Origin of the sequence: Synechococcus sp. Lug-A, from assembly GCF_024345655.1 — a bacterium.
Classification (GTDB): Bacteria; Cyanobacteriota; Cyanobacteriia; order PCC-6307; family Cyanobiaceae; genus MW101C3.
Genome location: NZ_JAGQBN010000021.1, coordinates 19,524 through 46,036, shown reverse-complemented (window position 1 = coordinate 46,036; position 26,513 = coordinate 19,524). Strand labels below are relative to the sequence as shown.

The following is a 26,513-nucleotide window of genomic DNA, read 5'->3' as shown; positions in this document are numbered from 1 at the left end:
TCCTGGCGAGCAGCTTAGGGAGGAGGGGCAGCTCAGACCGGCTGGGCCACGCGGACCGGGCCGTACAGGGGGAAACGCGAGCACAGCGCCCGGACCCGCTCGCGGCAGCGCAGTTCCACCACGGCGTCCTCGGGATGGAGCAGGCGATCCGCGATCACATCGGCCACTTCCACGAACGCCTCGGCATCGAAGCCACGGGTGGTGAGCGCGGCGCTGCCAACGCGCAGGCCGCTGGTGACGAAAGGCGATTCGGGGTCGAACGGCACCGTGTTCTTGTTGGCGGTGATGTTCACATCGCTCACCAGCAGGTCGGCGACCTTGCCGGTGAGGCCCACCGAGCGCAGATCGAGCAGCACCAGGTGGTTGTCGGTGCCTCCCGACACCACCCGGATGCCGCGTTCCATCAACCGGGCCGCCATCGCCTTGGCATTGACCACCACCTGCTGGCTGTAGGCGCGGAAGGCCGGCTGGAGGGCTTCGCCGAAGGCCACGGCCTTGGCGGCCACCACATGCTCCAGGGGGCCGCCCTGGCTGCCGGGGAACACGGCCTTGTCGAACTGCCGACCGAAGGCGGCATCACCGGTGAGGATCAGGCCACCGCGAGGACCGCGCAGGGTCTTGTGGGTGGTGGTGGTGACCACATGGCAGTGGGGGACAGGGCTGGGGTGCACACCTGCGGCCACCAGACCGGCGATGTGGGCCATGTCGGCCAGCAGATAGGCGCCCACCTCATCGGCGATGGCGCGGAAAGCGGCGAAATCGATCGTGCGGGGGTAAGCGGAATAACCGCAGATGATGAGCTTGGGCCGGTGCTCGAGCGCCAGCTCGCGGATGTGGGCGAAATCGAGCTGTTCGGTGTCGGGGGAAACGCCGTAGTGCACGGCCTTGAACCACTTGCCCGACACGTTCACGGGAGAGCCGTGGGTGAGGTGGCCGCCGTGGGAGAGGTCCATGCCCAGGATCGTGTCGCCCGGCTGCAGCAGAGCCAGGAACACGGCGAAGTTGGCCTGGGCGCCGCTGTGCGGCTGCACGTTCGCCCAGTCGGCGCCGAACAGCTGACGGGCGCGTGCGATGGCCAGCTCCTCGATCGCATCAACGTGCTCGCAGCCGCCGTAGTAGCGCTTGTGGGGCAGGCCCTCGGCGTACTTGTTGGTCAGCACCGAGCCCTGGGCTTCCATCACGGCCCGGGACGTGAAGTTCTCGCTGGCGATCAGCTCGAGATGGTGCTGCTGACGCTCCTGCTCCTTGCCGATCAGGGCGGCGATGGCGGGATCGCCGCTCGCCAGGGAATGGTTGAGGGCCTCGCCGCTGGAGTCCGTCATTGATCGGTACGTCGCCTGATGGAACGGATCGTAGGAAATCGACCCACCCGCAGGGCTGCTGGCAGGGATGCGCAAAAAAAACCGCCCGGGTGGGCGGTGAGAGGAAACGAAAACGGGAAACGGTGAAAGCGCGCCTGGAGAGATTCGAACTCCCGACCCTCTGATCCGTAGTCAGATGCTCTAATCCGCTGAGCTACAAGCGCTTGCCCACACATTCTCACCGCACGGAGGGCCCTTCCGTCAACAGGCCCAGGCCCTGGGGCCACAATCGAGGCAGCTTCCTGCGGCGGCTCACCGCGCAACAACCATGCCGATCCGCTGGTACGGCCCCGCCGATCCCACCGACCCCACCTACCGCCACTTCGAGCGGATCGTGAACCTCACCCTGCACGGCATGGCCTTCGCCGCCATCAACAGCGGGCTCTGGGTGGTGCAGGGTCTGCGCCACCCCTGGAACCATCTGGGCTGGCTGAGCCTGGGCTGGGGCGGGCTGTGGCTGGTACATCTGTGCGTGGTGCTGAGCCGGCGACCGCCCGCTTCCGATGGGGCTACACCATGAGCAGTTCCCCTTGCCCCCTGCGGCCATGAGGCTCTCGGCCACCGAGATCGAAGACCTCCGCCAGGCCCTCGCCGAGCGGCTCTACCTGCAGATCGCCGGCTGGCACCTCTATCTGGGCGATGCGGGCCTCGATGGCCCGTTGGCGATCGAATGTGCCGCCCGGCTGGACCAGGGGGCCGGTGTGTGCGCCCGCCAGGCGCTGGAGGCGGTGCAGGTGCCGATCGGTGGCGGCTCCAGCCGCCTGCCGCTGGCGCGGCTGATCCCCCCTGGGCAACTGCGCGACCTCGAAGATGTGCTCGACGGCTTCAGCCACTGAAGTTCGGCGACAAGCCGGGCGCAAAGGCAAGGCTGCGCATAAGGTTGCTGCCACCGCAGGCGCCGGATGCTGGTCATCGAGGTCACCAACGCCCGCGAGGTGGTCCGTCAGCGCATCGGCCGTCTGGGTGGGCGGCTGATCGGCAAGGTGGTCGACGCCGAAGCCCAGGTGGAGAAGGCCTTGATCCAGGAGCTGGAAACCGCCTTCCGCGAGTTCGGCATCGAAGCCCGCATCTTCTCGATCGACGGGCCCACGATGGTGGGCCGCAGCCACATCGAGGTGCCCGTTCACGTGCGGGAGGAACGGCAGGTGCGGCTCAAGAGCGGCGCCTGAGGCGCTGCAGCACCTGCTGGCTGAGCTGGCGCGCTTCCGGCACCCCGGCCGAGGTGGCCAGCAGCCCGTAGACCCCGAAGGCCAGGGAAGCACTGAGCCCGCACTCCAGCAACTGGCCGATCAGGCCGGCCGGCCAGGGCACGCCGATCGAGAGCAGCCAGGCAACAAGACCGGCCCCCACTGCCGCCAGCAGCAACAGCAGGCTGTCGCGGCCCCACTGACGCAGGGGCAGCTGGCCGAGGCGATTCTGGAGGGCGAGCAGCAACCCCAGGCAGGTGAGCACGTTGACAGCGACGGTGGCCATCACCAGCCCAGCAGCGCCGAAGTTGATCGCCGGCAACTGCAGGCCCCAGGGAGTGGGCCCTCCGACGAACAACCAGCAGAAGACCACGTTGAAGCCGATCCCGGCCAGGGAGAAACGGAACGGTGTGGTGCCATCACCAAGGGCATAGAAGACGCGCACGATCACGTCGCGGCCGAGGTAAGCGGGCATGCCCACCCCATAGGCGATCAGCAGGCTGGTCACCAGCTGGGCCGCCTCCACGTCGAAGGCTCCCCGCTTGTAGATCAGGGCCACGATCGGGCCGGCCAAGCCCACCATCAAGGCCCCCAAGGGCAACATGCTGGCGTTGGAGAGCATCAACCCCTGACGGATGCGTCCCACCAGGGCTGGCCGGTCGGCCGGTTCTGTGAGCCTGGAGAGCACGGGCAGCAACGGCACCAGCAAGGCGTTCGAGATCAAGCCCAGCGGTGTCTGTACCAGGAGGTTGGCGTAGCCCAGACCGGCCGCCGCACCCACCATCCCCGAAGCGAAGAACAGGCTGGTGAACACATTGATCTGCAGCATCCCGGAGGAGAGCGTGGCCGGCGCCATCACCTGCAACACCTCCTGCACACCGGGGTGGTGCCAGTCCCACACAAGCTGGAAGCGATGCAGCCCCTGCTTCGCCAGGGCCGGCAGCTGGATCAGCCACTGCAGTACGGCTCCGAGTGTGGTGGTGCCCGCCAGCACCACCCCACCGAGCACGGCCGTGGCCGGCAGGCCGATCTCCGGGCCTACCAGCCACCAGAGCGCGCCGATGCCGCCGATCATCGCCACGCTGGAAACAAGTGGGCTCACCGAGGGCAGCCAGAAGACATCGGCGGCGTTGAGAGCCCCGAAACCCAGGCCAATCAAGCCAGCGAACAGAGCCATCGGCGCCATCCAGCGCAACTGGAGCACGGCGATCGCGTGGCGCTCACCCTCCAGGCCCGGGCCCACCAGGCTGATCAGCGGATCGGCAGCCAGCACCAGCAGCACGGTCACGCCCAGCAGACCCACTCCCACGAGCGTGTTGATCGCCGCCAGCACGTGGGCCCCCTCCTGGCGCGGCCGCCGGGCCAGCACGCTCACCATGGCGCTGTGAAATGGCCCGTTGATCCCTCCCAGCAGGATCAGCAGAAATCCCGGCAACACGTAGGCGTAGTTGTAGGCGTCGTAGGCGGCCCCCACGCCGAAGGCGGCGGCGATCACCAGCTGGCGCAGCAGACCTGCCACCTTGCTCAACGCGGTGGCAAGGCCCACGATCAAGGCGATGCGCCGCAGCGATTTCACCATCCGGTATCGACCGCAGGCCCATTCGTTCGGCTGATTCTCCACCGCGTCCCCCCACCCCATGCCACCAGCCCCCAGAGACGCGGCATCCGCCCCCCAAGCGGCCGCCACCGTGCTGCGCTTCGAGCCCTTGGTGGAGGGGCTGCTGCTACGGCGCTACAAGCGCTTCCTGGCCGATGTGGAGCTCAGTGATGGCGCGGTGGTGACGGCCCACTGCGCCAACACCGGCCCGATGACCGGGGTGCTGATTCCCGGCGGCCGCGTGCGGCTGCGCCACGATCCCCGGCCCGAGCGCAAGCTGGCCTGGACGTGGGAGCAGGCGGAAGTGCCCAGCGCCGACGGCTCCCTCTGCTGGGTGGGCATCAACACCGCCTTGCCGAACCGGCTGGTGCGCGCCACGATTGAAGCTGGTCTGCTGGAGCCCTGGCTGGGGCCGATCGGGGCCATCCGCGCGGAGGTTCCCTATGGCCGCGGGCGGCGCAGCCGCATCGATCTGCTGCTCACGCCCGCCGAGGGAGCGGCCGATCCCCGCCAGATTTATGTGGAAATCAAGAACACCACCTGGAGCCGCGGCTCCCTGGCGCTCTTTCCCGACACGGTCACCGAACGGGGCCAGAAGCACCTGGAGGAACTCACCGACCTGCTGCCCGAGGCCCGTGCGGTGCTGGTTCCCTGCCTGAGCCGTGGAGACGTGGACCGCTTCGCACCAGGCGACTCCGCCGATCCCCGCTATGGGGAACTCTTCCGCACGGCAGTGGCAGCCGGGGTGGAGGTGCTGCCCTGCCGCTACGACTTCCGGGAGGACACGGTCACATGGCAGGGCACCACACCGGTGTTGACGCATGAAGTCTTAGACGGCACATCCTCTTCTCTTTGATCGGTTTGTAGCCGTCGACACCACAGGAACACGCATCAGAAAGGAAGTTTGGCGGCCAGGGACGCGCTTCCGGGCGTCATCCACTTCCGACAACCCTCCTGGTCTTTTCTTACATGACCATTGCAACCCAACCCCCTCGACAACGGCGCCCCAAGCGCCTGTCGGAGGCGAGCCTGCTCGAAGCTCCCCCACTGCTGCTGCGTCGCATCAGTGGCATGAGCAGTTCCCGCACCCTCACCTGGATGGCCTGCGTTCCGCTGGCGCTCTTCGGTCTTGGTGTGTTCAACCTTTCGGCTCACGCCGCTGAGCTGCCTGAGCTCACCCCTGCCTTCCTGATCAACAACCTCTGGCTGCTGATCGCCTCGATCCTGGTGATCTTCATGAACGCCGGTTTCGCCATGGTGGAAGCCGGGCTTTGCCGCCAGAAGAACGCCACCAACATCCTGGCCAAGAACCTGATCGTGTTCGCCCTGGCGGCGAGTGCCTACTGGCTGATCGGGTATTCGCTGATGTACGGCTCGGCCGTGGTGCCCGGCTGGCTCTTCTATGGCAAGGGAGGTCCGCTCGGCCTGTTCTTTGATCCCGCCGTCACCCCGGCGATGGTCACGGATGGCGCTCTGGTTCCCAGTGTTGACTTCCTCTTCCAGGTGGCCTTTGCCGGCACCTCCGCCACGATCGTTTCCGGCCTGGTGGCTGAGCGCATCAAGTTCTTCGAATTCGTGATCTTCTCGCTGGTGCTGGTGGGTTTCATCTACCCGATCGCCGGAAGCTGGAAGTGGAACGCCGAAGGCTGGCTCAACAAACTCGGTTTCATCGACTTCGCCGGCTCCACCCTCGTCCACACGGTTGGTGCTTGTGCTGGTCTGACCGGGGCGATCATCCTCGGCCCCAGGATCGGCAAGTTCGTTGATGGCAAGGTCAAGGCCATTCCTGGCCACAACCTGGCCATCGCCACCCTCGGTTGCCTGATTCTCTGGATCGGCTGGTACGGCTTCAACCCCGGCTCCGTCCTTTCCATGACCGAAGCCGTTCCCTACATCGCTGTCACCACCACCCTTGGTGCCGCAGGCGGAGGCATCGCCGGCACGGTGGTTTCCCAGCTGCAGTCGGGTAAGCCTGACCTCACCATGACCATCAACGGCATTCTTGCCGGCCTGGTGGGGATCACCGCGGGTTGCGACGGCTTCGGCATGGCCGGGGCCTGGATCGTCGGCTTCATTGCCGGCGCGATTGTTGTTTACTCGGTAGGCATCATTGACGGCCTCGGCATCGACGATCCCGTGGGCGCCTGGTCCGTTCACGGCACCTGCGGCATCTGGGGCACCCTCGCCGTTGGCCTGTTCAACAAAGACGCAGGTCTCTTCTTCGGCGGTGGCTTCGGGCTCCTCGGCCTGCAGATCCTGGGCTCGGTCTGCTACGTGATCTTCGCCCTCGTCACCTCCTGGATTGTCTGGTCCGTGCTTGGCGGTATCAGCGGTGGCATCCGCGTCACGGAAGCTGAGGAAGTCGAAGGCCTTGACATCAGCGAGCACGGCATGGAGGCCTATCCCGATTTCGCCTCCACGGCCAGCTGAACTCCGGTTCACCAAAGCGCGGCCTTTTGCTTCCGCGCCCCTGCCCACGGCTCACCCCGTGGGTTTTTTGTCGTCAATCGCCCGGGCCCGCCCATAGAGTCGTCTGCGATGTGGGGCGATGCCGTGGACACCCGTGCCTTCAAGCGCTCGCTGCACCATTCGGAGCGCTACAACCGCCGCGGCTTCGGCCGGGCCGAAGAGGTGGCCGGCAGCCTCGAGCAGGCCTATCAGAGCGCGTTGATCGCCACGATCCGCGAGCAGGGCTATGAGCTGCGCCATGGGCGCCTCACGATCAAGCTGGCCGAGGCCTTCGGTTTCTGCTGGGGCGTGGAGCGGGCGGTGGCGATGGCCTACGAAACGCGGCGTCACTACCCGAGCGAGCGGATCTGGATCACCAACGAGATCATCCACAACCCGTCGGTGAACGACCACCTGCGCCAGATGAACGTGCAGTTCATTCAGGTGGAGGAAGGCGTCAAGGATTTCTCCGAGGTGGGCACCGGCGATGTGGTGATCCTGCCGGCCTTCGGCGCCACGGTGCAGGAGATGCAGCTGCTCAATGAGCGGGGCTGCCACATCGTCGACACCACCTGCCCCTGGGTGTCGAAGGTCTGGAACACGGTGGAGAAGCACAAGAAGCAGGCCTTCACCTCGATCATTCACGGCAAGGTGAAGCACGAGGAAACCCTTGCCACCAGCTCCTTCGCCGGCACCTACCTGGTGGTGCTCGACACCGCCGAAGCCCAGATGGTCTGCGACTACATCCTCGGCCGCGGCGATCGCGAGGCCTTCATGGAACGGTTCGCCAAGGCCTGCTCGCCTGGCTTCGACCCCGACCGCGACCTCGATCGGGTGGGGGTGGCCAACCAGACCACCATGCTCAAGAGCGAAACCGAGGACATCGGACGCATGTTTGAGCGCACGATGCTGACCCGCTACGGCCCCACCGCCCTCAACGATCACTTCCTGGCCTTCAACACGATCTGCGACGCCACCCAGGAGCGGCAGGACGCCATGTTCTCGCTGGTGGACGAACCACTGGATCTGCTGGTGGTGATCGGCGGCTACAACTCCTCGAACACCACCCACCTGCAGGAGATCGCCATCAGCCGCGGCATCCGCTCCTTCCACATCGACACGCCCGAGCGGATCGGCCCCGGCAATCAGATTGAGCACAAGCCCCTGGGCGGCGAACTGGAGAGCGTGTCCCCCTTCCTGCCGGAGGGGCCGCTGAAAGTGGGAATCACCTCCGGAGCCTCCACTCCCGACCGGGTGGTGGAGGATGTGATCCGTCACCTGATGGAGCTGTGCGAGCCCTGAGCACCCTTGACGGCCTCCCTGCCGCCTTGCACCGTGCCACCCGCACCCGTGCCAGCGGCGTCAGCGCCAGGAACGGCAGCACCCAGGAACGTGCCCTTCTGCATGACACGGAGGCATCCCAGCTTGCTGTCACATCGGCTGCGTATCAGTCGGACGCTGCGATTTACGGTTGCCTGTGACAACCAGAAACAGTTCATCCACTCCGGCCTCCGGTAGGTCCAATCCTTTGACCTTCACCCAGCCCCGCCATCTGTCCGACGCTGTCGCGCCCGTTTCCCAGTTACGCAACGGGGACGATGCACGCATCCGGTGCTACACGAGCGTCTTCGCCGACCTGATGGAAATGCGTGCGGAGCCACGCACCGTTGCCACCTACCTCGACCATCACGACGGCTGGTTCCGCCGCTGCGCGGCTCCGATGCAGGTGTTGCCGCTCGGGCACAACGGCTATGCGCTCACCCTGGGCCGCTTCGGCAACTTCGGCTTTGAAGTGGAGCCCACGATCGGGCTGGAGCTGCTGCCACAGAGCGAAGGGGTCTACCGGATCGTGACGATCCCTCTGCCGGAAGGCGACCCCGCCCTGCAGCAGATCTACGACGTGGCCTTCAACGCCTCGCTGCAGCTTGAGCGCGGCGAAGGCGATCAGGCGCTCGCCACCATGGTTCGCTGGACCCTGGATCTGAGCGTGTGGATTCGGCTGCCCGCCGTGATCGGCCTGCTGCCTGAAGGGCTGGTGCAATCCAGCGGCGATCACCTGTTGCGCCAGATCGTGCGGCAGATCTCACGCAAGCTCACCTGGAAGGTGCAGGAGGATTTCCACGCCACCCATGAGCTCACCTGCCCGCCACGGCGTCAGGCGCGTTTCTGAGCGCCTGGCATTGCGGCCGGAGAGGCCCTGAGTGGCCCATAGGGGCTCAGGGCTCAGAATCCGTGCGCTCTCAGCGGCTCGTCCAGATCTTGTTAACGATCTGCATGCCGCTGACCGCCTGCCACAGGAACAGCGACATCACGGTCATGTTCAGGCCCACATGCGCCTTACGGGCGAGCATGTTGCCCTTCTGCATGGCGGGAGCGAAGGCGGCGGCCACGGCGATCAGGCTCACCATGGAGATGCCCGCCAGCAGGTGCGGCCCCACGAACAGCTTGCCGTTGTTGATGTAGGTGACGGCCATGCCGCCGAAGCTGCCGAGCACCATCAGGGCCAGCACCAGGCTGCCGATCTGGAAGTGGCGCTGGGCGAACTTGCCCTTGATCAACTCCTTGCGCTGTTCCGGTTCAGCGGTGCGGGTCTTCTTGGCCTTCACCCCCAGATAGAGGGCGTAGCCGAAGAGTGCCAGCAGCGCCCACATCAGCAGGGGATGCAGGAAGTTGAGATTGAAAGCCAGGGCGTCCGGCATCGCAGTGAGAACGGTGACGTTGCGAAGCTACAACTCACGGTGTCGTCCCGTCCGTTCAGTGGAGGAAGTGGCGACGTCCGGTGGTGACCATCGCCAGACCGAGCTCCTCGCAGGCCCGGATCGAATCGCCATCGCGCAGGCTGCCGCCCGGCTGGATCACCGCCGTGATGCCGTGGCGGGCAGCCAGGCGCACGGTGTCGTCGAAGGGGAAGAAGCCATCGCTGGCCAGCACCGCCCCCCGGGCCGCCTCTGCCGCCGCCTCCAGCGCGAGACGCGCCGATCCCACCCGATTCATCTGGCCCGCACCGATGCCGAGGCTGGCCCCATCGCTGGCCACCACAATCGCGTTGGAACGCACATGACGCACCAACCGCCAGGCGAAGCGCAGATCGTCCAGTTCAGCCACCGTCGGCGCCCTGCCCGTCACCACCTGCCACTCGGCTTCGTCCACCGCTTGATCGTCGAGGTCCTGCTGGAGCAGCCCACCCAGCACGCTGCGCCACTGGTGGCGAGGGGCCCGGGCGATCGCGGCTGCATCGAGCTCCAACAGGCGCAGATTGGCCTTGGCGCCCAGCTGCTCGCGGGCCTCGGAGCTGTAGCCCGGTGCCACCACACACTCCAGGAACAGGCCAGTGAGCAGCTCGGCGGCCGCCTGATCGACCGGTGTGTTGAGCGCCACGATGCCGCCGAAGGCCGAGGTGCGGTCAGCGTCGAGGGCCCGCCGCAGGGCCATCGCCCCATCGGTGGCGACCGCCACGCCGCAGGGGTTGGTGTGCTTCACCACCACGGCGGCCGGCGTCTCAGCGGCCGTGCCCTGGGCCAGGTCGGTGTAGCCGAACTCCCGCACGGTGGCGAGGGCGGCTTCGAGATCCAGCAGGTTGTTCATGCTCAGCTCCTTGCCCTGCAGCTGGCGGGCCGCGCCCCAGCCGGCGGCGGGGGCGGAGAACCAGGACGCCTGCTGATGGGGGTTCTCCCCGTAACGCAGGGTCTGCTGGAGGGGCAGCTCGATGGCCAGCGGCCGTGGCGGCGCAGCGGCTTCCAGGCGGCTTTCCAGCCAGGCGCTGATGGCCGCGTCATAGGCGGCGGTGTGGCGGAAGGCCTCCAGGGCGAGACGCTGGCGCAGCGCGTCGTCGAGCGCGCCGGCCGCCAGGGCGGCGAGGAACGGTTCGTACTGGGCTGGGCTGGTGAGTACGGTCACGGCCGCATGGTTCTTGGCGGCGGCACGCACCATCGCCGGGCCGCCGATGTCGATCGTTTCCACGGCCGTTTCCCAGCTCACGGCTGGGTCGGCCACCGTTTCGCGGAACGGATAGAGGTTCACCACCACCACATCGATCGGGGGGATGCCCTGCGCCTCGAGGTCGGCCTGATGGGCCGCGTCATCGCGGCGGGCCAGGATGCCGCCATGGATGCGGGGGTGAAGGGTCTTGACCCGGCCGCCAAGGATCTCCGGAGAGCCGGTGTGCTCCGCCACCCGGGTGACCGGCAGGCCGGCCGCCGCCAGCACCGCGGCGGTGCCGCCGCTGGAGAGCAGTCGGAAGCCGTGGGTGTGGTGGAGGGTGTGGGCCAGCGCCACCACGCCCTGTTTGTCCGACACACTCAGAAGCGCCGTGGGTGCCATGTCGATCGAGACGCGATTGCCACAACCTACGCAGCAACTCCCCGTTTGTTTCCGCCGCCACCCCTCCGATGTCTACCGATCAGCGTGTCCATGGACCGGCCGAGGCGAAGCGGCGGCTGGTACTGCTGCACGGCTGGGGCGCCGATGCGGATGATCTGATCGATCTCGGCCAGGAGCTGGCCGGCCCTGCCATCGGCCTGGTGGGGCTGCGGGCCCCCGAGCCCCACCCACAGGGCATGGGCCGCCAGTGGTACGACCTGCAGAATCCCCTCTGGCCCGAGCTGGTGGCGGCGGCAAGGCAAGCGCTGCAGCTGCGCCTGCTGCAACTGGGCGAGCAGGTGCCGCTGGAGAACACGGTGCTGCTGGGCTTCTCCCAGGGCGCCGCGATGGCGGTGGATGTGGCCAGCACCCTGCCACTGGCGGGCGTGATCGGCTGCAGTGGCTATCCCCACCCCGACTGGCTGCCCCGTGGCCCCCTGCCCCGGGTGCTGCTCACCCATGGGCGCGAGGATCCGGTGGTGCCCTTTGCCGCCAGCGAGCGGCTGCAGCAGCTGCTGCAGGGCGCAGGCGGGAAGGCTGAACTGTTGGGTTTCAGCGGCGGGCACAGCATCGATCCGGCGCTGTTTCCGCAACTGCGCACGTTTCTCCAGGATCAACTCGGCGCTGCACCGGCCTGAGCAGATCCTGGGATCGGGGCCTTGCGGCGGTTATCGCGGGAAGGCCCGCCCCCTGGAGGGCGGCCTTCCCGCAGGGGAAAGTCAGACGAAGGCGTATTCGTACTCTTCCATTTCCTCCCAGTCGTCGGCGGCGCTGGATTCGATGCCGGCAAACAGGTTTTCTTCGCCGATCTCATCGACGATCAGGCGAAGGGAGGGAAACAGGAAGTGGTTCTCCTCGGCGTACTGCGCGCTGAACAGGCCTTTTTCACCCCAGAAGAAGCGGTCGGTGGTGTGCTCGTTGCGGCGCACGTTGAGCAGGGCCGGCGGCACCAGCGCGGATTCGGCGATGAAGCGCCGGGCGGCCGTGACCGGTTTGTGCTCACCGGTTTCGAGGTTGTGGGTGGGCACATGGGCCAACACACGCTGACCGGCAAGACGACGGCGGCTGATCCGCTTGCGCTTCTTCGACATGGAACGACTCCCGAGGGGGAGGAAAGGAGGATGGGTTTTGTGGCGTGCCGAGGCGAGCCACGGCGAATGCGCACCCGGGATGGATGCAGCAAACGGCCAATCAGGGCAGGGCGGGAGCGGTGGTGCACGGGGTGGCCTGCTGGCAGATCACGCCCGAACACGACACGGATAACGGCGCGGCGGACCCGAGCGGGTCGCCGAACGGCAGAGGGACGATTCAGCCTCTGCTGTAGCCTCGGTCGCAAGGGAAATGCAACCGCTGCCGCCGATACCTCCGCAGTGCCATCCGCTCCCGGACAGCGAAGTATTGGTCGATACGTAAATCTTAAGCCTTTTTCCGAAATCCGGATCATCGGATCGCAATTTCTTTCGGCAACCCGTCCGTTTCAGTGCTGATGGAGGTTTCTGCGCGCTTCACCGCCTTCCTGACCCATCAGCTGGATCAGTTTTCCGATCGCCCCGACCTCCACTCCCTGGTCGTCTACCTCGCCATGACGCGCCAGGGCGGCAAGCCGGGCCTGGTGCCGGTGGGCCAGTGGCCACGCCGTTCCACCGCCCTGCCTGCCGTCGATGAAGACCGCAGCCTGCAGCTGCCCTGCCCGGAGCGACGCTGGCTGCCGCTGCGCCGCGAGCAGCTCCTGCTCGGTGCCATCCGGGTGGAAACGGCCTCCCTGCCGTGGTCGCCCACGCTCACGCCCCGGCTGCAGGCCACGGCCCAGGCGGTCACCGAAGTGCTCTGCCTCGATCTGGAGGAGCAACGGCTCACGCGCCAGCTGAAGCGGAACCAGGAGGATCTGCGGCTGCTGGTGCACCAGCTGCGCAACCCGCTCGCCGCCCTGCGCACCTTCGGCAAGCTGCTGCTGCGGCGCCTGGAGAGCGACCCCGACAACCGCTCCCTGGTGGAGAACCTGCTGGCGGAAGAGCAGCAGCTCAACCGTTACGTGGAGGCGATCGATGGGCTGATCGAGCGCCCCCTGATCGGCCCCGGCAGCCAGGATCCCCAGCCCCTGCTGCTGCCGCCCTCCCTGAGTTCGGGCCAGCCACAGGCGCTGGCGGAGCGCCTTGATCCCCTGCTGAAACGGGCCGCCGCCACGGCTTTGCTGCAGGGCCGTCGCTGGCTGGGCGGCGAGGTCCTGCCCCAGTGGTTCGGTGACAGCGGTGCGGTGGCCGAGATCGTTGCCAACCTGCTGGAGAACGCCTTTCGCTACTGCCCGCCCGGCGCACCGATCGGCCTGGAGGTGGCCCACGCCCCCGGCGACGCCGAGCGGCCCCGGTTGATCGTCTGGGACGGTGGAGCACCGATCGCCGCGGCCGAGCGGGAGGCGATCTTCGAGCGCGGCATGCGGGGAGCGCAGGCCGCCGGCACAGCCGGTACGGGCCTCGGGCTCACCCTGGCCCGGGCGCTGGCCCGCAGCCTGGGTGGTGATCTCACCCTGCACATCCCGCCGCAGGAGCTGGATCCGGCGCTGCCCGGCACCGGCAATGCCTTCTGCCTGCAGCTGCCCGCCAGCAGCGCACCTGCCGTGGGCCGGCTCAGGCCAGCGCCACCATCAACGCCATGAGGGCCAGCGCCAGGGCTTCACACCACTCCACACAGGCGCCGTAGGTGTCGCCGCTGTGCCCACCCAGGCGGCGCCCCAGCAGCCAGGGGATCACCAGCGCGGGCACCAGGCCAAGCGCGCCCAGACCGCCCAGGCCCACCGAGCCGGACGCCAGGGCCAGCAGCACGAGCAGAGGCAGGGAGGGCAGCAATTCGCGGCCAAGGCCGCGCCAGTGCTGGCGATGAAAGCCGGCGCTGCCGCCGCTGGTCTGCCGCAGATACGGAAACCATTGGATGGCGACCAAAGGGGCGAGGCGCCCCCACACCGCCGCCCAGATCAGGGCCAGCGCCACCAACGGCGCCGGGGCCACCTCCGCAAGGGTGAGCAGGGCGGCGGCGCGCACCAGCAGCACCTGCGCGAACGCGACCACGCCACTGGCTCCCACCCGGCTGTCGTCCATCGCCTCCAGCGCCCGCTCGCCTGCCGCCAGGCCGTCGGCGGTGTCCATCACCCCATCAATGTGAATCCCGCCGCTGAGGCTGAGGCCACAGGCCAGCACCAGCGCCACCTGGGCCGCGGGCGGCAGCCCGCCATCGCTGAGGATCCAGAGCAGGCCCTGCAGGCTGCCGAGCACGGCGCCGATCCAGGGGCCGAAGCGGGCGATGCGCTCAAAGCGAGGCTGCACCCGCGGCCAGGCCGGCAGCACGCTGTAGAAGATCCAGGCACCGGCGAGCTCCTGCCACCAGGCCGGCGGGGCGGACGGGGATGGCGGACGGGAAGACACGAACCGCAGCGCATCGGAAGGGAGCACCTAGGTTCGTCGACCGTGCGCGCGCTGATGCCGTGAACCGCTCCGCCCCCGAGGCTGCCGGGCCTGAGGCCGCGGCGCCATTCCACTTTCAGGTGTCCCACCGCTGCAGCCACAGCCATGCCCGCTGCGGCAGCTTCCACACCCCTCACGGGGTGGTGGACACGCCGCGCTTCATGCCGGTGGGCACCCTGGCCACGGTGAAGGGGGTCACCCCTGAGCAACTGCGCGCCACCAAGGCCCAGATGGTGCTGGCCAACACCTATCACCTGCATCTCCAACCAGGCGAACAGGTGGTGGCGGAAGCGGGCGGCCTGCATCGCTTCATGGGCTGGAGCGGCCCGCTGCTCACCGATTCCGGTGGCTTCCAGGTGTTCAGCCTCGGGGCGATCAACACGATCAACGACGACGGCGTGGTGTTCCGCTCCCCCCGTGACGGCGCCCGCATCACGCTCACGCCGGAGCGGTCGATGGAGATCCAGATGGCGCTCGGTGCGGATGTGGCCATGGCCTTCGACCAGTGCCCCCCCTATCCGGCCAGCGAAACCGATGTGGCGGAAGCCAACCGGCGCACGCACCGCTGGCTGGAACGCTGCATCGCCCACCACAGCCGGCCCGATCAGGCCCTGTTCGGCATCGTGCAGGGGGGCACCCATGCCCACCTGCGCGAAGAATCGGCGCGGGCGGTGGCGGCGATGGGCCTGCCCGGCATCGCCATCGGTGGGGTGAGCGTGGGCGAACCGGTGGAGGCGATGCATCGCATCGTGCGCCAGGTGACGCCGCTGCTGCCGGACGACCGGCCGCGTTATCTGATGGGAGTGGGCAGCTACCGCGAAATGGCGATCGCGGTAGCGCAGGGGATTGATCTGTTCGACTGCGTGCTGCCGACCCGGCTGGGCCGGCACGGCACCGCACTGGTGGGAGGCGAGCGCTGGAACCTGCGCAATGCCCGCTTCCGCCACGACCACGCCCCGCTCGATCCCAGCTGCCCCTGCCCGGCCTGCGCCCACCACAGCCGCGCCTACCTCCACCACCTGATCCGCAGCGAGGAACTGCTGGGGCGCATCCTGCTCAGCCTCCACAACCTCACCCAGCTGCTGCGCTTCACCAGCGCCATGGCACAAGCGATCCGCGAGGGGTGTTTTTCAGAGGATTTCGCTCCGTGGGAGCAGGGATCTCCGGCGGCGCACACGTGGTAGCGTCCGAGCCACACAGGTTTCCAAGGCCCGCGATGCCTTTCTCCATGCTGTTCGCCCTCGCGACTGCCAACGCCGCGCCGGGCTCCACCCTGGCCCAGCTTCCCGAGGCCTATCAGGCGTTCGGTCCTCTGGTGGACATCCTGCCGATCATCCCCCTCTTCTTCCTGCTGCTGGCCTTCGTGTGGCAGGCCTCGGTGGGCTTCCGCTGATCTCCTTGTCTGGATCGCGCTCCGCTGATCGCATCCTCTCCGACTTGGTCTTCCGCCGCTAGCGGCAGCTGATCGCCGTGGCAAATGGCTGTGTGGCGATGGCGGGGTGCTTCAGCGCCGTTCCCGGATCACCGCCCAGGCAAAGGCCGGCAAGGCCAGCATCCGCTGCCAGCGGGCCGGTTCCTGAATCAGCCGGAACAACCATTCCAATTGCAGGGCGCCCATCCACCGGGGCGCCCTTTTTTTGACGCCGGCCCAGACATCAAAGCTGCCGCCCACCCCCATCCACAGCCCGCGGCGGCCGTGGTGGACGCGTTGAATCCAGGTTTCCTGGCGGGGCACCCCCAGCGCCACCAGCACCAGATCCAGCTGGGCGCTCTGCAGGGCGTGCTCCAGGCCTGGCCAGGCTTCCGGCGCCTGGTAGCCATGGATCGTCATCACCAGCTGGAGGGCGGGCAGGCGCCGGCGCAGTTGCTCGCTCAGTGAGGCCATCACCTGCGGGCTGGCCCCCACCAAGGCCACGCGCCAGCCGGCCTCGGCGGCCTGCTGCAGCAGCCGATCCGCCAGCTCGATGCCGGGCGTGCGCCGCACCCGATGCCCCTGCCGGCGCAGGGCCCACACCACGCCGGCGCCATCGGGAATCACCAGCTCGGCGGCATGGATCACCGCGCCCAGCTCCGGCTGCTCCAGGGCGGCCATGGTCATCTCGGCATTGAGGGTGACGATCTGGCCGCCGCCGGCGCCATGGAGATCCAGCGCCGCCGCGAACACATCCGGGCAGACATCCACCGGCAGGCCGAGCACCAGGGAACGCCGGCCAGCCAACGGGGTGGATTGTGTGGCCATCGCTGCCTGAGGGCCGTGGGGCCGCGGGAGAGAATGAGTGGAGAGTACCGGTGCCGGTGGCGCCGCGATTCCCGTCGCACGGAGCCGGAGCAGGAATGACAGAGAGCTGGGCGGCGGACACCTGGAGCAGCGGCGATGCCTCCCATGGCCTGCCCGCACCTGAAGCGCCGGTGATGCAGGGTCCGCTGCGGCTGGAGCGGTCCGAGGCCGAAGCGCTGCTCGAGCGGCTCCACGCCCAGATCGACCATGTGGTGCTGGTGCGCCAGCACCCGATCAGCGGACTGCTGCCCGCCAGCACCGCCCACACCGTTCACGGCAACTACGGCGACGCCTGGGTGCGGGACGGGGTGTATTCGATTCAGTGCGTCTGGGGGCTGGCCATCGCCCAGCGGCGCCTGCACGGAGCCGGCACACGCGTGTATGAGCTGGAACAGCGGGTGCTGCAGCTGATGCGCGGCCTGCTCACGGCGATGATGCGCCAGGCCCACAAGGTGGAGCGCTTCAAGCGCAGCCTCGACCGCCTCGATGCCATTCACGCCAAGTTCGAGACCTCCAGCGGCGATCCAGTGGTGCCGGATGACGGCTGGGGCCACCTGCAGCTCGATGCCACGGCGCTCTACCTGCTGCAGCTGGCGCAGCTCACCCGGGCGGGGCTGGTGGTGGTGCGCAGCCATCACGAGCGGGATTTCCTGCAGAACCTCGTGTACTACGTGGCCCGCGCCTACCGGGTGGCCGATTACGGCATCTGGGAGCGGGGTGACAAAGGCAACCACGGCGAACCGGAGCGGAATGCCAGTTCGATCGGCCTGGTGAAGGCGGCGCTCGAGGCGCTCGAAGGGCTGGATCTCTACGGCCCCCATGGCGACGGCCACTGCCGTCTTCACATTCCCCACGACGCGATCGTGCGGCTGCGGCGGGCCCTGCAGGCTCTGCTGCCCCGGGAATCGGCCAGCAAGGAGGTGGACAGCGCCTGCCTGGCGGTGATCGGCTACCCGGCCTGGGCGGTGGACACGCAAGAGCTGGTGGAGCGCACCCGCACCAAGATCCGCCGCGAGCTCGGCGGCGCCTACGGCTACAAGCGCTTTCGCCGCGATGGCCACCAGACCCTGATCGAAGACCACAACCGCCTCCACTACGAACGGGAGGAGCTGGCGCAGTTCGAGAGCATCGAGTGCGAATGGCCGCTGTTCCTGGGCTACGAGCTGGTCACCGCCTGCTGCGAGCAGCGCTGGGAGGAAGCCTGGCGCTGGCGCCGGCGGCTGGAATCCGTGAGCGTGCTGGTGGAGGGCGTGCCGCTGCTGCCTGAGCTCTACCTGGTGCCGGAGGAGGCGATTGCCGCAGAGCGGCGCCAGCCCGGCAGCCAGGCCCGGGTGCCAAACGCGAACGTGCCGCTGCTGTGGACCCAGAGCCTCACCTGGCTGGGGGATCTGCTGCTGCACGGCCTCATCGAGCCCGAGGACATCGACCCCTGCGGGCGGCGGCTGCCACGGCCGCTGGGGGCGGAGCAGGTGCTGGTGGCCCTGGCGCCGGCCACAGCCGAGATCGCCGACGCCCTGGAGCAGAAAGGCCTGCCGGTGAGCCGGCCGGATGGCGCCGTGCGCATCGCCAGCTCCCAGCAGCTAGCACGGCGCAAGGCCCAGGTGGGCGCCAACGCCCGGCTTGGTCTCAGCGGCCACCCGCCCGTGCGGATGGAAACCATGGCCACGGCGCGTCTCTACCGCTGCCCGGGCGCCGACGGCGAGGACCCCATCGCCTTCCTGCCCGCCGTGCTGGAGGAGGGCACCTTCTACCTGGCCGACGACCCTGAACAGCTCGCCGACACGGTGGTGAGCGAGCTGCGGGTGCTGATGCGCCAGTGGCGCGGGCCGGGGCTGCCGCTGCTGGTGATTCCCCTCGCCGTGGTGCCCTTCGGCAGGGATCCCGGTGCCTTGCTGCGGCTGGGTGAAAGGCTGCAGGAAGGGCTGGTGGAGGGGGTACCGGTGCGGCTCGACCGCCTCGAAGCCTTCACCGAGCTGGCCGGCTGGGAAACGCTGCCGCCGCTGCCGGCCGCCACCGCGCCGGCGGCCAACAGCCGCCCCCCACTCCTTCAGCAGAGCACCAGCCAGCAACCGCTCACGATCCAGCAGGAGCAGGAACTGGATGACGCGCCCCTGCCGGTCCTCGCGGACCGGCTCTGGAGCAGCACCTCCCTGCCCGAACAGGCCGAGGTGCTGGAGCAGCTGGTGCGGCGGCTCGGCCCCAACGCCATCCTGCAGGGGCCGTTCAGCAGCGGACCGGTGACCCTGCGGGGTCTGGTGGAGGAGGTGTACCGCCGCGGACTGATGACGGGCGACTGGAACGTGGTGCGACGCTGCGGCGGGCTGATGCAACTGGTGCACCCCCAGCTGGAGGATGCGCTCACCGATCTGCTGGTGCACCAGAAGCAGCTGGTGGTGGGCCGCAACTACACCCGCGACTCGCTGATCACCGAACCGCAGGGCAGCGTGGCGATCGCGGCAATGATCCAGCGCTTCAGCGGCGAGGACGGCCGTGAATGGATGCTGCAGCAGGAGCTGCTGCTTGCCCTCGATGGCCTGGCGCGGCTGGAGCCGAAACTGCTGCAGGGCAGCCTCACCCTGCAGCTGGGCCAGCTGCTGCTGCTGCTCACCGGCGAGCTGGCCGCCGAGCAGGATCTCACCCCCGACGAAGCCTTCGAAACGCTCTGCAGCCTCCCGCCCCATGCCATCCGGCGGCGGTTGCGGGCCGTGCTCGCCGACGTGGATCACGCCCGCGAGGCGCTGCTGGCCAAGGAGCAGCTCCACCTGCAGGGGCGGGTGCAGTGGGAAGTGCCGGATCCGATGGAAGATCTCCCCCCCGGCGGCACCAGCTGGCTGCAGCACCGCCAGCGGCTGGGGGCCCTGCAGCGGGTCCCGCGCGATTTTTACGCCGGCATCTGGGACCTGCTGCACCATTGCCGCGGCCTGGTGATCGGCGACAAGCTGGAGCGCCGCAACCGCCTCGAGAGCGAACCGCTGCTGTCGGAGAAGACCCGGGGCGAACGCAACTTCGCCGCGCTGGTGGAGCACCTGCTGATCAAGATCGAAGCGCCGGAATACCGGCAGCTCTGCACGGAAACACTGCTGTCGCTGGTGGCCTTCGTGGGGGCCAACCCCCAGGTGCGCTTCGACGACTACCTGGCCCTCGATGTGGTGATCGGCTACGCGGTGCGGGCCGGCTGGGCCCAGACCCATCCGCACCAGCCGATCGAGAGCTACCCACAGCAGAAGGCGTCGGCCTGGGATCTCTTCTACCGCTCCTCACCGGCCACCTGCCGCCGCTGGCAGATGCTGGCCCTGCGCGACCTGGCGGTGATCCCCCGGGCACCGGCCCCGGCTCAGATGGGCGCGTCGAGGGCCATGCAGAGCGCCGGCTGATCCACCGCCCGCTCGATCAGGTTGGCCAGCAGCAGGGCGCGGGAGGCCTGCTGGCCATCCACCGCCGGGGTTTCCCGGCCACGCACGCACTGCAGGAAGTGCTCCAGCTCGGCGTAGAGCGGCTCGATCGAGGTGGTGCTCACCTCCTCGATGAAGCCATCGTTGCGGTAGAGCAATTCGCCGTGATCGGCCGACACCCACTCGTGGGCGCGGCGGTGGATGTGCAGGCTGCGGTTGAGGAAGTCGGTTTCCACCAGGCTGGCGCGGCAGTGAGCGCTGAGGCTGCGGATCTTGCGGTGGGCCATCTTGCTGGCCGTGAGGCTCGCCACCACGCCGTTCTCGAAGCCGAGCGTGGCGTTGACGTAGTCGATCGGGCCTTCGCCGCTGCGCCCGCCGGCCGCCGCCAGCCGCACCACCGGCGCCTGGGCGAGCTCCAGCACCAGGTCGATGTCGTGGATCATCAGATCGAGCACCACCGACACATCGTTGGCCCGATCGGCATGGGGGCTATGGCGGCGGGCTTCCAGCACCACCACTTCCTCATTGGCCACCACCTTGCGCAGTTCGCGGAAGGCGGGGTTGAAGCGCTCGATGTGGCCCACCTGCAGCTGGCGGGCGCTGGCTTCGGCGGCTTGAATCAGGGCGCTGGCCTCCTCCTGGGTGGCGGCGATCGGCTTCTCGATCAGCACGTGCAGGCCGGCCTGCAGGCAGGCCATGCCGACCCGGTGGTGCAGGAGGGTAGGAACGGCGATGCAGACCGCCTCCACCTCACTCAGCAGGGGGCCGTAGTCGGGGAACCAGCGGCAGCCGAACTGCTCGACCGCCAGGCGGCCGCGCTGGGCGTCGGGGTCGGCCACCCCCACCAGCTCCGCATCGCGCAGGAGGCTCAGCACCCGGGCGTGGTGCCAACCCATGTTGCCGATGCCAATGACCCCTACCTTCACCGGCGTGATGGGATCCGTCGTCATCGCGTCACATGCTCACGCGTCAACGGCCCAGACCTCGTTCCTGAGACGGCATTATCAACGATCACCCTGCGCTGCGGGGCCCCGTTCATCGGCAGACCGGCAGGTGATGTGAACCCGCTCAATGCGGGGGCCGTCCATGGCGGTGATCTCGAAGTGGTGGCCCTTCCAGCGCAGGCTCTCTCCGGGCGCCGGGATGTGCTGCAGCCGCTCCAGCAGGAAGCCGGCCAGGGTGTGGTGGCCATCGGCTTCGGGCAGACGCAGGCCCAGCTGCCGGTTCAGCTCGAAGATTTCCAGCTCGCCGGCCACCAGCCAGCTGTCGTCCGGCAGCTGCTGAAGATCGTCGCCACCCTCGTGCTGATCGTCTTCCTCGCCGACGATCTCGCCGGTGAGATCGGCCACCGTGACCAGCCCCTCGGTGCCCCCGTGCTCATCAACCACCACCAGCAGCGGCTGGCCGCTGCGGATCAGCGGCAGCAGCTCCGCCAGCGAGGCGGTTTCCTGCACGCGAGCCACCGGTGAGATGAAGGGGGCCAATGGGGTGTCCCCCTGCAACTGGCCGCGGGCGATCGGTTCGGCGAGGCGGCGCAGGTCGAGCATGCCGCGCACGTCGTCCAACGACTGACCGATCACCGGGAAGCGGGCGTGATGGGTCTGATGGACCGCATCCATCAGTTCGGCGAAGCAGGCATCAAGCGGCAGGGTGACCATGCCGGAGCGGGGCACCATCACCTCACGCACCTGCGTGTCCCGCAGGGAGAACACCCCTTCGAGGATGTTGCGCTCATCCGGCATCAGGCCCGTGACGCTGTTCGATTCGATCAGGGTTTCCAGCTCTCCGGCTGACAGTGCCGGCACCAGCGCATCCCAGTTGCGGGGCAGCCCCAGCAGGCGCAACAGCGTGACGGTGACGCGCTCGAACGCCGTGAGCAGTGGCGCCAGGGTGCGGCTCACCGACTCCAGCACCGGCGCCAGCCGCAGGGCGGAGGCCTCCGGGCGATGCAGCACCCAGGCCTTCGGGATCAGGCCGCCCAGCAGGGTGGCCAGGCTCACGATCACGGCGAACACCAGCAGGTCAATCCAGGGGCTCTCACCCTCGGGATCGAGGCTGGCCGCCAGGCCGCGCCCCGACCAGCCCAGCGCCACCACCGCCAGCGTGGCGCCCAGCTGGGTGGCCAGCAACGTGCGGCGCAGCCGCTTCTGCAACCGCTCCACCGCCTTGGCGCCCGGCGTGCCCCCGCTGGCGAGCACCTGCACCCGGCTGGGGCGCAGGCGGATCAGGGCGAATTCGGCGGCGGCGAAGAAGCCCAGCAGGGCCACCAGGGCCACCAGCAGGAGACTCAGGCGCAGGACCAGCACGATCGGAGCGTCAGGGGCGAAGGGAAGGGTCACTCCACAGTGACGCTCTTGGCCAGGTTGCGGGGCTGATCGACGTCGAGGCCGCGATGGGCCGCGATGTGATAGCTGAGCAACTGCATCGGGATCACGGTGAGCAGGGGCGAGAGCAGCTCGTCGACGGCCGGCACCGGCAGCAGCACATCGAAGAGTCCGGTGTCGGGGCCTTCCGGCGCCACGCCGATCAGACGGGCGTCACGCGCCTTGGCCTCCTGGGCGTTGGAGAGCACCTTGTCGAACACCACACCAGGCATGGCGATCGACACCACCGGCACACGCGCATCGAGCAGGGCGATCGGCCCGTGCTTCATCTCGCCGGCCGGGTAGCCCTCGGCGTGGATGTAGCTGATCTCCTTGAGCTTGAGGGCCCCCTCCAGGGCGATCGGGTAGTTGATGCCCCGGCCCAGGAAAATCACGTCCTGGGTATCGGCGAACAGATGGGCCAGCTCGGCGCACTGGCGGTCGTGCGTTTCCACCAGCTGCTGGAGCTGGGCCGGCAGGGCCCGCAGGCCGCTCACCAGGGCCTGCAGCTGGGCCGGGCTGCGGCTGGAGCGCCGCTCGGCGAACGACAGGGCCAGGCCATAGAAGGCCAGCAGCTGGCCCATGAAGGTCTTGGTGGCGGCCACCCCCACCTCGATGCCGGCGCCGATGTCGAGCAGGTGGGGAACAAGGCGTCCGAGCGAGCTCTCCGCCCGGTTGGTGATGCCCAGCAACTTCGGGGCGTAGGCGGGATCGGGGATCAGGTCGCGCCGCTCACGCTCCATCAGCAAGGCGGCGAGGGTGTCAGCGGTTTCGCCCGACTGGGTGACCCCGATCGTGAGGGTATGGGGCACCAGCGGCGGCGGTGCGTAGCGGAACTCGCTGGCGTAAAACACCGAGGTGGGCAGGCCGGCCAGCTGCTCCAGCAGGTAAGCGCCCACCATCGAGGCATGGCGGCTGGTGCCGCAGGCGAGGATCTGAATCCGCTCCACCTGCTCGAACACCCCGTCTTCCAGGGGCAGGGCCACCAGGGAGGGTCCGGCCGGGCCGCCGTTCGGCTCGGGCAGGTGACGCGCCACCCACAAGGCCGCCGTTTCCGACTGCTCATGGATCTCCTTGAGCATGAAGTGGCGGAAGCTGCGCTTATCCGCCACGTGCTCGGTGCCGGTGAGCAGGCGCGGCAGGCGCTGCACCCGGGCACCGGCGGCGTCATAAAGCTCGATGCCGAGGGGCGTGAGCAGGGCCAGCTCGCCGTCCTCCAGCGGCAGGATCGTGCGGGTGAAGCCGGCCAGGGCGGGCGTGTCGCTGGCACAGAGGAACTCCCCTTCGCCAAGACCGATCAGCAGGGGTGCCTGACGGCGGGCCACCACCAGGGCGCCGGGCGTCTGGGCCCACAGCACCGCGATGGCGTAGGCGCCATGCAGCAGGGGCAACACCTGCTGCAGCGCTTCGAGCAGAAGGGCGCCGCTCGGGATCGCCCCCGCGTCCAGCCGCGCCGCCAGCTCCCGCGCGATCAGGTGCGGGATCACCTCCGTGTCGGTGTCGGAGCGGAAGTGGACGCCCTGGGCCTGCAGCTCCTCGCGCAGTTGCCGGTGATTTTCGATGATGCCGTTCTGGACCACCGCCAGCTGGCCGCTGCCATCGAGGTGGGGGTGGGCGTTGCGCTCCTCGGGCTTGCCGTGGGTGGCCCAGCGGGTGTGGCCGATGCCGCAGTTGCCGGGGGCGCCCTGCCGCTCCAGCCGCTGGGCCAGGTTCACCAGCTTGCCCTCGGCCCGCAGGCAGACGAGCTGGTGGGTGCCGGCCGGGTCAGCCGAGGGGGCGGCGGCCCCGGCAGCCATCGACACGGTGGCCAGACCGGCGGAGTCGTAGCCGCGGTACTCGAGCTGACGGAGGCCTTCCATCAAGAGAGGGGCGGCCTCCCTGGAGCCGATCACCGCAACGATGCCGCACATGGGCGATGGGCCGGAATTGGGGTGGTTCTACAGGATCGCCGCTGCCTGGCAACAGTGCCAGGTGCCAGCTGCTGCGAGCTGACAGGTGCCAGGTGCAGGGCCGCCGGCACCCAGGCTGAAGCTTCTTGCGGCTGGCACGCACAGCGGGCAGGGCCCGACATGCAAAAGCCCGGCGTGCGCCGGGCTGGAAGCGCTGCAGAAGGCTGCGCCTGACTTCAGTAGGCCAGACCCATGCTGCGGCTGGTCTCGTCGCCCAGGTAGACGCGGACGCTGAGGAAGTCGGTGGGGCAGGCGGTTTCACAACGCTTGCAACCGATGCAGTCTTCGGTGCGAGGGGAAGAAGCGATCTGGCCGGCCTTGCAGCCATCCCAGGGCACCATCTCCAGCACATCGAGAGGGCAGGCACGGACGCACTGGGTGCAACCGATGCAGGTGTCGTAGATCTTGACGGAGTGGGACATGCCCGACCGGAGGCGAACGGCGTGCGGCCAAGGTACCCAAGGCGACCGAAGCCAAGGCTGGGCCGGCCCGAGGCCGTCATTCTTTTTCATATGGCTCGGGGGCCCGTCCGGGGCGACCCGTAGGATGCGGCCTCCCTCTAAGCGGCCATGTCACAGGAAGCGATCTTCGAGAAAGTGCGTTCGATCGTTGCCGAGCAACTCAGCGTGGATGCCGCTGAGGTCAAGCCCGAATCGAACTTCCAGAACGACCTCGGCGCCGACTCTCTCGACACGGTGGAGCTGGTGATGGCCCTGGAAGAAGCCTTCGATATCGAGATCCCCGACGAGGCCGCTGAAGGCATCACCACCGTGGGTGATGCCGTGACTTACATCCTGGATAAGCAGGCCTGAGGGTGTTGATGGTGGAGGGACTCCACCGCGTCGTGGTCACAGGCCTGGGCGCGGTCACACCGATCGGCAACACCGTTACCGATTACTGGGAAGGCCTGGCCTCGGGGCGCAATGGCGTGGCCGCGATCACCCTGTTCGACGCCTCGCGCCATGCCTGCCGTTTTGCGGCGGAAGTGAAGGATTTCGATCCCGTCGGCATGATCGACCGCAAGGAAGCCAAGCGCTGGGATCGCTTCTGCAAGTTCGGCGTGGTGGCCGCCAAGCAAGCCGTGCTGGATGCCGGTCTCACGATCGACGGCACCAACGCCGACCGGGTGGGTGTGTCGATCGGCTCTGGTGTGGGCGGACTGCTGATGATGGAGAGCCAGGCCCATGTGCTGGCCGACCGCGGGCCGGACCGGGTCAGCCCGTTCTGCGTGCCGATGATGATTCCCAACATGGCCGCCGGCCTGGCCGCCATCGCCCTGGGGGCCAAGGGTCCGAGCAGCGCCGTGGCCACCGCCTGTGCCGCCGGCTCCAACGCCATCGGCGACGCCTTCCGCCTGATCCAGATGGGCCTGGCCGACGCCATGGTGTGCGGCGGCGCCGAATCGGCGATCACTCCACTCGGAGTGGCGGGTTTCGCCAGTGCCAAGGCACTGTCGTTCCGCAACGACGACCCCGCCACCGCCAGTCGCCCCTTCGATGCGGAGCGCAACGGCTTCGTGATCGGCGAAGGGGCCGGGATTCTGGTGCTGGAAAGCCTGGATCACGCCACCCGGCGCGGCGCCGAGGTGCTGGCGGAGATCGTCGGCTACGGCATGACCTGCGATGCCCACCACATCACCTCCCCCACACCCGGTGGGGTGGGTGGTGCCGAAGCGATGCGGCTGGCCCTGCGTGATGCCCGCCTCGACGCCGAAGCTGTGGATTACGTGAATGCGCACGGCACCAGCACCCAGGCCAACGACAGCAACGAAACGGCCGCCATCAAGGCCGCGCTCGGTCCGCACGCGCTGCGCACACCGATCAGCTCCACCAAATCCATGACCGGCCACCTGCTCGGCGGCAGCGGCGGCATCGAAGCCGTCGCCGTGGTCAAGGCGATGGAGCACAACCTCATACCCCCTACGATCAACTTCCAGAATCCGGATCCGGCTTGTGATCTGGATGTCGTGCCGAACCAGGCGCGGGAACAGAAACTGAACGTCGTGCTCTCGAACTCCTTCGGGTTTGGTGGTCACAACGTCTGCCTCGCATTCCGCAGGAAGCCCTGAACGCCCCCGTTCAGCCGTCCTTCAGGAAGCCCTCACACCACCCCCCTCCTCTTCGC

Annotated in this window: 25 protein-coding genes and 1 tRNA gene; 14 read left to right on the top strand and 12 right to left on the bottom strand. The window is 68.3% G+C overall.

Features of this window, described 5'->3' with window-relative positions; genetic code table 11:
• Positions 1 to 32: 32 nt before the first annotated feature.
• Both glyA and KBY86_RS13780 read right to left on the bottom strand, forming a co-directional pair.
• Positions 33 to 1,322 carry a serine hydroxymethyltransferase gene (gene glyA / locus KBY86_RS13785; RefSeq protein ID WP_094513607.1) on the bottom strand — a complete coding sequence of 430 codons (1,290 nt, stop codon included), beginning with the start codon at positions 1,320 to 1,322 and terminating at the stop codon, positions 33 to 35.
• A gap of 129 nt (positions 1,323 to 1,451) precedes the next feature.
• Positions 1,452 to 1,525: transfer RNA gene (locus KBY86_RS13780), tRNA-Arg, on the bottom strand.
• A 104-nt stretch (positions 1,526 to 1,629) separates the two neighbouring features.
• Here KBY86_RS13780 and KBY86_RS13775 point away from each other — a divergent pair.
• From KBY86_RS13775 to KBY86_RS13765, 3 genes are all read left to right on the top strand, one after another.
• Entirely contained in the window at positions 1,630 to 1,881 is a 252-nt protein-coding gene (locus KBY86_RS13775) for a hypothetical protein (RefSeq protein ID WP_094513610.1), read from the top strand.
• 25 nt (positions 1,882 to 1,906) lie between these two features.
• Positions 1,907 to 2,197: a DUF3181 family protein gene (locus tag KBY86_RS13770; RefSeq protein ID WP_255141539.1), complete on the top strand. Its 291-nt coding sequence runs from the start codon at positions 1,907 to 1,909 to the stop codon at positions 2,195 to 2,197.
• Between the two features lie 66 nt (positions 2,198 to 2,263).
• A complete protein-coding gene (locus KBY86_RS13765; protein ID WP_255100627.1) occupies positions 2,264 to 2,530 on the top strand; it encodes a cytochrome-c oxidase in 267 nt (88 codons plus the stop codon).
• Here KBY86_RS13765 and murJ read toward each other — a convergent pair.
• Entirely contained in the window at positions 2,514 to 4,127 is a 1,614-nt protein-coding gene (murJ, locus tag KBY86_RS13760) for a murein biosynthesis integral membrane protein MurJ (RefSeq protein ID WP_255141548.1), read from the bottom strand. The genes KBY86_RS13765 and murJ overlap by 17 nt on opposite strands.
• A gap of 58 nt (positions 4,128 to 4,185) precedes the next feature.
• Here murJ and sfsA point away from each other — a divergent pair, with 58 nt between their 5' ends.
• From sfsA to KBY86_RS13740, 4 genes are all read left to right on the top strand, one after another.
• Positions 4,186 to 5,001 (top strand): DNA/RNA nuclease SfsA, encoded by an 816-nt coding sequence (sfsA, locus tag KBY86_RS13755; RefSeq protein ID WP_255141537.1) that lies wholly within the window; start codon positions 4,186 to 4,188, stop codon positions 4,999 to 5,001.
• Positions 5,002 to 5,114: 113 nt separating this feature from the next.
• Positions 5,115 to 6,575, top strand: a complete 1,461-nt coding sequence (locus tag KBY86_RS13750; RefSeq protein WP_255141536.1) for an ammonium transporter — start codon at positions 5,115 to 5,117, stop codon at positions 6,573 to 6,575.
• 123 nt (positions 6,576 to 6,698) lie between these two features.
• Entirely contained in the window at positions 6,699 to 7,895 is a 1,197-nt protein-coding gene (locus KBY86_RS13745; RefSeq protein WP_255100623.1) for a 4-hydroxy-3-methylbut-2-enyl diphosphate reductase, read from the top strand.
• 250 nt (positions 7,896 to 8,145) lie between these two features.
• The gene (locus KBY86_RS13740) at positions 8,146 to 8,763 is read left to right on the top strand and encodes a DUF1997 domain-containing protein (RefSeq protein ID WP_255100724.1); all 618 of its coding nucleotides are present in this window, start codon (positions 8,146 to 8,148) and stop codon (positions 8,761 to 8,763) included.
• Positions 8,764 to 8,833: 70 nt separating this feature from the next.
• On the opposite strand, the gene KBY86_RS13735 is transcribed toward KBY86_RS13740, so the two are convergent.
• Both KBY86_RS13735 and purH read right to left on the bottom strand, forming a co-directional pair.
• On the bottom strand, positions 8,834 to 9,292 hold the full coding sequence (locus KBY86_RS13735) for a DUF4079 domain-containing protein (RefSeq protein ID WP_094513628.1): 459 nt from the start codon (positions 9,290 to 9,292) through the stop codon (positions 8,834 to 8,836).
• 55 nt (positions 9,293 to 9,347) lie between these two features.
• On the bottom strand, positions 9,348 to 10,913 hold the full coding sequence (gene purH / locus KBY86_RS13730) for a bifunctional phosphoribosylaminoimidazolecarboxamide formyltransferase/IMP cyclohydrolase (protein ID WP_255141533.1): 1,566 nt from the start codon (positions 10,911 to 10,913) through the stop codon (positions 9,348 to 9,350).
• 68 nt (positions 10,914 to 10,981) lie between these two features.
• Between purH and KBY86_RS13725 the strand changes: the two genes are divergently transcribed.
• Positions 10,982 to 11,590, top strand: a complete 609-nt coding sequence (locus KBY86_RS13725; protein WP_255100620.1) for an alpha/beta hydrolase — start codon at positions 10,982 to 10,984, stop codon at positions 11,588 to 11,590.
• 81 nt (positions 11,591 to 11,671) lie between these two features.
• Here the strand turns inward: KBY86_RS13725 and KBY86_RS13720 are convergent, their stop codons facing one another.
• Positions 11,672 to 12,043 carry a DUF3155 domain-containing protein gene (locus KBY86_RS13720; protein WP_094513636.1) on the bottom strand — a complete coding sequence of 124 codons (372 nt, stop codon included), beginning with the start codon at positions 12,041 to 12,043 and terminating at the stop codon, positions 11,672 to 11,674.
• A 395-nt stretch (positions 12,044 to 12,438) separates the two neighbouring features.
• Here KBY86_RS13720 and KBY86_RS13715 point away from each other — a divergent pair, with 395 nt between their 5' ends.
• Positions 12,439 to 13,605, top strand: a complete 1,167-nt coding sequence (locus tag KBY86_RS13715; RefSeq protein ID WP_094513963.1) for a sensor histidine kinase KdpD — start codon at positions 12,439 to 12,441, stop codon at positions 13,603 to 13,605.
• Here the strand turns inward: KBY86_RS13715 and KBY86_RS13710 are convergent.
• Entirely contained in the window at positions 13,577 to 14,368 is a 792-nt protein-coding gene (locus KBY86_RS13710; protein WP_255141532.1) for an adenosylcobinamide-GDP ribazoletransferase, read from the bottom strand. The genes KBY86_RS13715 and KBY86_RS13710 overlap by 29 nt on opposite strands.
• Positions 14,369 to 14,487: 119 nt before the next feature.
• Here KBY86_RS13710 and tgt point away from each other — a divergent pair, with 119 nt between their 5' ends.
• Positions 14,488 to 15,591 carry a tRNA guanosine(34) transglycosylase Tgt gene (gene tgt / locus KBY86_RS13705; RefSeq protein ID WP_399221597.1) on the top strand — a complete coding sequence of 368 codons (1,104 nt, stop codon included), beginning with the start codon at positions 14,488 to 14,490 and terminating at the stop codon, positions 15,589 to 15,591.
• A gap of 44 nt (positions 15,592 to 15,635) precedes the next feature.
• Positions 15,636 to 15,800, top strand: coding sequence for a photosystem II reaction center protein K (locus KBY86_RS13700; RefSeq protein WP_094513972.1), 165 nt, complete (start codon positions 15,636 to 15,638; stop codon positions 15,798 to 15,800).
• A gap of 111 nt (positions 15,801 to 15,911) precedes the next feature.
• Here KBY86_RS13700 and KBY86_RS13695 read toward each other — a convergent pair whose 3' ends face one another.
• Positions 15,912 to 16,646, bottom strand: a complete 735-nt coding sequence (locus tag KBY86_RS13695; RefSeq protein WP_255141530.1) for a WecB/TagA/CpsF family glycosyltransferase — start codon at positions 16,644 to 16,646, stop codon at positions 15,912 to 15,914.
• 173 nt (positions 16,647 to 16,819) lie between these two features.
• On the opposite strand from KBY86_RS13695, the gene KBY86_RS13690 reads away from it, so the two are divergent.
• Complete coding sequence (locus KBY86_RS13690; protein WP_255141547.1) at positions 16,820 to 20,059, top strand: glycoside hydrolase family 15 protein; 3,240 nt, start codon at positions 16,820 to 16,822, stop codon at positions 20,057 to 20,059.
• Here the strand turns inward: KBY86_RS13690 and KBY86_RS13685 are convergent.
• From KBY86_RS13685 to psaC, 4 genes are all read right to left on the bottom strand, one after another.
• Positions 20,020 to 21,027, bottom strand: a complete 1,008-nt coding sequence (locus tag KBY86_RS13685) for a Gfo/Idh/MocA family protein (RefSeq protein ID WP_094513644.1) — start codon at positions 21,025 to 21,027, stop codon at positions 20,020 to 20,022. The two genes, KBY86_RS13690 and KBY86_RS13685, sit on opposite strands and share 40 nt — an antisense overlap.
• Positions 21,028 to 21,081: 54 nt before the next feature.
• Entirely contained in the window at positions 21,082 to 22,374 is a 1,293-nt protein-coding gene (locus KBY86_RS13680; RefSeq protein WP_255100722.1) for a hemolysin family protein, read from the bottom strand.
• Between the two features lie 38 nt (positions 22,375 to 22,412).
• A complete protein-coding gene (gene glmS, locus KBY86_RS13675) occupies positions 22,413 to 24,350 on the bottom strand; it encodes a glutamine--fructose-6-phosphate transaminase (isomerizing) (RefSeq protein WP_255141529.1) in 1,938 nt (645 codons plus the stop codon).
• Between the two features lie 215 nt (positions 24,351 to 24,565).
• Positions 24,566 to 24,811 (bottom strand): photosystem I iron-sulfur center protein PsaC, encoded by a 246-nt coding sequence (gene psaC / locus KBY86_RS13670; RefSeq protein WP_094513650.1) that lies wholly within the window; start codon positions 24,809 to 24,811, stop codon positions 24,566 to 24,568.
• A 147-nt stretch (positions 24,812 to 24,958) separates the two neighbouring features.
• Here psaC and acpP point away from each other — a divergent pair, with 147 nt between their 5' ends.
• Both acpP and fabF read left to right on the top strand, forming a co-directional pair.
• Positions 24,959 to 25,201, top strand: coding sequence for an acyl carrier protein (gene acpP / locus KBY86_RS13665; RefSeq protein ID WP_094513653.1), 243 nt, complete (start codon positions 24,959 to 24,961; stop codon positions 25,199 to 25,201).
• Between the two features lie 8 nt (positions 25,202 to 25,209).
• Positions 25,210 to 26,457 carry a beta-ketoacyl-ACP synthase II gene (gene fabF, locus KBY86_RS13660; protein ID WP_255141528.1) on the top strand — a complete coding sequence of 416 codons (1,248 nt, stop codon included), beginning with the start codon at positions 25,210 to 25,212 and terminating at the stop codon, positions 26,455 to 26,457.
• The last annotated feature ends 56 nt before the right edge of the window (positions 26,458 to 26,513 follow it).

Excerpts from the sequence above, each read along its gene's own strand:
- glyA (WP_094513607.1), bottom strand. The coding sequence starts at position 1,322 with ATGACGGACTCCAGCGGCGAGGCCCTCAACCATTCCCTGGCGAGCGGC.
- KBY86_RS13775 (WP_094513610.1), top strand. The coding sequence starts at position 1,630 with ATGCCGATCCGCTGGTACGGCCCCGCCGATCCCACCGACCCCACCTAC.
- KBY86_RS13770 (WP_255141539.1), top strand. The coding sequence starts at position 1,907 with ATGAGGCTCTCGGCCACCGAGATCGAAGACCTCCGCCAGGCCCTCGCC.
- KBY86_RS13765 (WP_255100627.1), top strand. The coding sequence starts at position 2,264 with ATGCTGGTCATCGAGGTCACCAACGCCCGCGAGGTGGTCCGTCAGCGC.
- murJ (WP_255141548.1), bottom strand. The coding sequence starts at position 4,127 with ATGGTGAAATCGCTGCGGCGCATCGCCTTGATCGTGGGCCTTGCCACC.
- sfsA (WP_255141537.1), top strand. The coding sequence starts at position 4,186 with ATGCCACCAGCCCCCAGAGACGCGGCATCCGCCCCCCAAGCGGCCGCC.
- KBY86_RS13750 (WP_255141536.1), top strand. The coding sequence starts at position 5,115 with ATGACCATTGCAACCCAACCCCCTCGACAACGGCGCCCCAAGCGCCTG.
- KBY86_RS13735 (WP_094513628.1), bottom strand. The coding sequence starts at position 9,292 with ATGCCGGACGCCCTGGCTTTCAATCTCAACTTCCTGCATCCCCTGCTG.
- purH (WP_255141533.1), bottom strand. The coding sequence starts at position 10,913 with ATGGCACCCACGGCGCTTCTGAGTGTGTCGGACAAACAGGGCGTGGTG.
- KBY86_RS13725 (WP_255100620.1), top strand. The coding sequence starts at position 10,982 with ATGTCTACCGATCAGCGTGTCCATGGACCGGCCGAGGCGAAGCGGCGG.
- KBY86_RS13720 (WP_094513636.1), bottom strand. The coding sequence starts at position 12,043 with ATGTCGAAGAAGCGCAAGCGGATCAGCCGCCGTCGTCTTGCCGGTCAG.
- KBY86_RS13715 (WP_094513963.1), top strand. The coding sequence starts at position 12,439 with ATGGAGGTTTCTGCGCGCTTCACCGCCTTCCTGACCCATCAGCTGGAT.
- KBY86_RS13700 (WP_094513972.1), top strand. The coding sequence starts at position 15,636 with ATGCTGTTCGCCCTCGCGACTGCCAACGCCGCGCCGGGCTCCACCCTG.
- KBY86_RS13695 (WP_255141530.1), bottom strand. The coding sequence starts at position 16,646 with ATGGCCACACAATCCACCCCGTTGGCTGGCCGGCGTTCCCTGGTGCTC.
- KBY86_RS13690 (WP_255141547.1), top strand. The coding sequence starts at position 16,820 with ATGCAGGGTCCGCTGCGGCTGGAGCGGTCCGAGGCCGAAGCGCTGCTC.
- KBY86_RS13685 (WP_094513644.1), bottom strand. The coding sequence starts at position 21,027 with ATGACGACGGATCCCATCACGCCGGTGAAGGTAGGGGTCATTGGCATC.
- glmS (WP_255141529.1), bottom strand. The coding sequence starts at position 24,350 with ATGTGCGGCATCGTTGCGGTGATCGGCTCCAGGGAGGCCGCCCCTCTC.
- psaC (WP_094513650.1), bottom strand. The coding sequence starts at position 24,811 with ATGTCCCACTCCGTCAAGATCTACGACACCTGCATCGGTTGCACCCAG.
- acpP (WP_094513653.1), top strand. The coding sequence starts at position 24,959 with ATGTCACAGGAAGCGATCTTCGAGAAAGTGCGTTCGATCGTTGCCGAG.
- fabF (WP_255141528.1), top strand. The coding sequence starts at position 25,210 with ATGGTGGAGGGACTCCACCGCGTCGTGGTCACAGGCCTGGGCGCGGTC.